General features: G+C 50.4%; 7 protein-coding genes and 1 pseudogene. 5 read left to right on the plus strand and 3 right to left on the minus strand.

The features are described 5' to 3' along the window. The first annotated feature begins 132 nt into the window (after nucleotides 1-132). The 4 genes from MF134_RS23650 to MF134_RS23665 are packed head-to-tail and all read left to right on the plus strand — an operon-like array spanning nucleotide 133 to nucleotide 1,411. Nucleotides 133-471 carry a type II toxin-antitoxin system RelE/ParE family toxin gene (locus tag MF134_RS23650; RefSeq protein ID WP_255341851.1) on the plus strand — a complete coding sequence of 113 codons (339 nt, stop codon included), beginning with the start codon at nucleotides 133-135 and terminating at the stop codon, nucleotides 469-471. A 4-nt stretch (nucleotides 472-475) separates the two neighbouring features. Then, nucleotides 476-814 carry a transcriptional regulator gene (locus MF134_RS23655; RefSeq protein WP_255341852.1) on the plus strand — a complete coding sequence of 113 codons (339 nt, stop codon included), beginning with the start codon at nucleotides 476-478 and terminating at the stop codon, nucleotides 812-814. 3 nt (nucleotides 815-817) lie between these two features. Continuing rightward, a complete protein-coding gene (locus MF134_RS23660; protein WP_255341853.1) occupies nucleotides 818-1,024 on the plus strand; it encodes a hypothetical protein in 207 nt (68 codons plus the stop codon). Nucleotides 1,025-1,030: 6 nt separating this feature from the next. Beyond that, nucleotides 1,031-1,411, plus strand: a complete 381-nt coding sequence (locus MF134_RS23665) for a hypothetical protein (protein WP_255341854.1) — start codon at nucleotides 1,031-1,033, stop codon at nucleotides 1,409-1,411. Nucleotides 1,412-1,624: 213 nt separating this feature from the next. On the opposite strand, the gene MF134_RS23670 is transcribed toward MF134_RS23665, so the two are convergent. Together MF134_RS23670 and MF134_RS23675 are read right to left on the minus strand one after the other, a co-directional pair. Continuing rightward, nucleotides 1,625-2,167 carry a hypothetical protein gene (locus MF134_RS23670; protein ID WP_255341855.1) on the minus strand — a complete coding sequence of 181 codons (543 nt, stop codon included), beginning with the start codon at nucleotides 2,165-2,167 and terminating at the stop codon, nucleotides 1,625-1,627. Nucleotides 2,168-2,186: 19 nt separating this feature from the next. Then, nucleotides 2,187-2,522, minus strand: a complete 336-nt coding sequence (locus MF134_RS23675) for a hypothetical protein (protein ID WP_255341856.1) — start codon at nucleotides 2,520-2,522, stop codon at nucleotides 2,187-2,189. Between the two features lie 109 nt (nucleotides 2,523-2,631). Between MF134_RS23675 and MF134_RS23680 the strand changes: the two genes are divergently transcribed. Beyond that, on the plus strand, nucleotides 2,632-3,099 hold the full coding sequence (locus tag MF134_RS23680) for a hypothetical protein (RefSeq protein ID WP_255341857.1): 468 nt from the start codon (nucleotides 2,632-2,634) through the stop codon (nucleotides 3,097-3,099). A 4-nt stretch (nucleotides 3,100-3,103) separates the two neighbouring features. Here MF134_RS23680 and MF134_RS23685 read toward each other — a convergent pair. After that, nucleotides 3,104-3,464, minus strand: a pseudogene (locus MF134_RS23685) (hypothetical protein); the annotation flags it as partial.

Raw genomic sequence — 3,464 nt, forward strand, 5'->3', positions numbered from 1 at the left:
GACAAGATGGCGAAAAGTCCCTGAATTCGGGGACAGCCGAGAAGCCGCAATTGTCTTCAGAGGTGCTTGTGGCGCGTTTTATAAGGAATACGTACCTATTGCCTCATAGTAACATATATGTTACCGTTCTGCATGACTGAGCTGGTTTATTACACCGACGAAAACGGCCATTCGCAAATCACCGATTGGCTGGAGGAGCTGGATCGGCAGGCGTCCAAGCGCGTGATTTTGGCCCTCGATCATCTCGAAGCGGGCAACACCGGCAAGCTGAAAAGCTTGCGCGGCGGCTTGTACGAGCTGCGGGTTTCACACGGCCCCGGATACCGCGTTTATCTCGGGCAGGAGGGCGACCGGCTTATCATCCTGCTTTGCGGCGGCACGAAGCGCCAGCAGGATCAGGATATCAAACGGGCGCGTTCCCTATGGGCGGCCTACAAAGCGGAGAAGAAGACCCAGAAACAGGAGGACTAAGACCATGCCGATCAGACCCTATAGCGACGCCCTCAAGGCCATTGCCGAACGCAAACCCGAATTTGCCCGCCATCTTCTCGAAGATGCGGCCAACTCGCTCTTGAACGGCGAGATTGACGAAGGCCGCGCCCTTTTACGCGCCCACGTGAACGCCAGCATCGGGTTCGAGGAACTTGGTCGGCGCACGGGCAAGAGCCCGAAAAGTCTCATGCGGATGTTAGGGCCGGACGGCCGCCCGACCGCCGTCAATCTCCTCGATATCATCACCCATCTGGCGCAAGACGAAGGCGCGGCGTTTGAGGTGCAGCTTACCCGCAGAACCGTCGCGCCGGTGTTGGGGTAGGCCGTGACCGACGACAACGTCACCCGGCTACATCGCCGCGTCATCACCCTAAAAAACGGCCAGCAGGTCGAGATTCCGGACGATGCCGAGGGACGCCCCATCGAGGAGGTGTTTTCGCACGTGATCGGCAGCCTTAAGGGTGCTTTGGTCTATGAGATCGGCGGTCGCCGCTACATCGCCGTGCAGGACGAGACCGACAACGGCCGATGATTCCGCTTGGCAGGCCTCGCGTTTTGTTCTATTTTTGTTCTCATGTTCGAGGTCGAGGATGAAGCGCGGAGAAGGGCTAAGGACATGGCCTTTTGCGGGTATGGGCACGAGCTGGCGCGGGCCGAGGGGATCAAGACAGCTTTAGCCGTCCTGATCGACGGCGCGAAATGCGCCGAGGACGAGGATTTGCGGGCCGACGAGCCTTTCCAAGAGGCGCTTGCCTATCTTGACAGCCGGACAGGCGAAACGGCCATCACGGGGCAAATACGGCGGGCGCTCGACCTGCCGTTTCCCGAAGAACGGCGCGTGAAGGTCGAGCAGCTTGCGGCCAAGCTGGCGAGCCGCCACGCCAACCCGGCGTTTTTCGATCTGCCGGGGCAGCGATGAACCGCCCCCGGATTCCGGTATCGATTTATGACGAGCTGGCCTTTCTGATCGAGTATGTCCCGCAGGCCGGGGACATGGACGCGCCAAGGATCGCCAGCACGGCCGAGCTACGGCTTGCGTTCGAGGTGTTCGAGCTGGCGAAACGGCACCGCCCCGGCCGTGTGCTAATTTTGCGGCACGGGGCGCGTATCCTCACAAGGCACGAGCCGGACATCACATAGAATCTAAAATGAATATTCTAGTGTAGAATTGCCAGAAGAAACAAAACAAAAGTAAAGATGTGGAAAAAGACGCGAATAATACCGAAGTATATAAACACCATTTCCAAGTTTTTCTAATAGAAATTTGTGTTATATTATAATCTCTCATAATTTCTGCCATTTGAATTTCATCAATTGAAGCATCACCTGATGACGCTGATAAGAAAAATCCATCTATTTTCAAAGAAAAATTTGATATTTTAATCATTTGATACAAGTTAAAGAATATAAAAGATATTACTGATATAATAAGGAATGTCGAAATTATAAATGAATACAGATCAGAAATGTGTGTTTTATTAAATGACCAAATCGAAAAAACGCCAGCATATCCAGCTAATATCACGATATTATTATGATTAGCATTTTTGTCAGAAATTTTATTGATGATATCAATAATATCATTATATTTATTAATCGGGATATTGTTATTTTTTGAACTATGTCCGCTGAGGGTTCCAATTCTCATTAGAAAAGTTTGGCTAAGAGATGCCATCTTACCGCTTTCTATTTCCTTAGAATGGAGTTTCTTCGCTCATGACCATGGACGCGAGTCCGTCGAGATAAGCCCGGTGTGCATCCTGCAAATCCTCATCCGAACAGCGCAGCATCACGCGGTCACTATCGTTTAATTCGTAATATAGAGGCCCGACTTTTGTCGTTTCTCGGACAATAGCTGTATTCATTTCAATGATGCAGCCGGGGGAGATCAAATCGCTTAAATCAACTTCTTCTGTCTCAACACGAAGAACGGTCCCGCGTCGCCCATGTTCGACCATGGCGACGTCACGGCCGACGAGATCGACACCATGGGACAAATAGCGATGAACGGCGAATGCCCGCCTTGCCATGCTGCACCTCTATATCTTGTGTTGTCAGCAATATGAAAAACTAGCCAAATTGCTGCAAAGCAGCAAGTGGTAATAGTCATTATAGAAATGGGCGAAGGATCATTTCAGAATGAACGCGAAACAAGCATTGACGGTAACAAAGGATGTAGGAGCTAACCAGAAAATATTGCGGAAATTGGAGAAGGCTGGGTATATCAAGATTTATGTAAGCGACATGGAGATTAAAGAAACTGGTTCTAAAATTAAGGCGCGAAATTCTTTACCGTTTGGCTTTCAATGTGATGATAAAGAATGCAAATGCAAAGAGGGATTTAGCGGGTTTGGAGATGGCTCTGAGGAAATACCGCATAGTTACTTCTACAGTGAAGAGCATAATAAACTATTTTTAGAAATTGTAGAAATCGTAGGATGGAATAATAGACTAGATTGCAAACAGCTTATGCACCATATCCTAAATAGGAGAGATATATTTGTTACGGAAGATCGAGATATTTTAGATGTAGCAACAAAGTTGTTAGATAAATTTCAAATTATTATTAAATCACCGACTGAACTGGCTTCGCAGTTTTTGGAATAGAAAACTAGAAACCGTCTTTTATTGATTCGGGCAGGGTGAAACAGAATTGCGAATTCTGTTTCAGATGAGCGGCCCTCTTAGCCAAAGCAATCTCAAGATTGTTCTGGGTCGTCGCCCAAGCGCTCGACATGTCCGCTTCGGTGAAGACTCGCAGCGCCGCCTTGTAGGCCGTGACGGCGGCGTCGAGCGCCTCGCGTCCTGCCTCACCCCCGAGCCGATCGCCAAGGCTCTGATAGGCGTTGCCGAGATTGTTCTGGGTTATCGCCCAATCGCTCGGCATGTCCGCTTCGGTGCGGACCCGCAGCGCCCCCTTGTAAGCCGTGACGGCAGCGTCGAGCGCCTCACGCCCTGCCTCACCCCCGAGC

The organism is Jiella marina, from assembly GCF_024359545.1.
Lineage (GTDB): Bacteria > Pseudomonadota > Alphaproteobacteria > Rhizobiales > Rhizobiaceae > Jiella.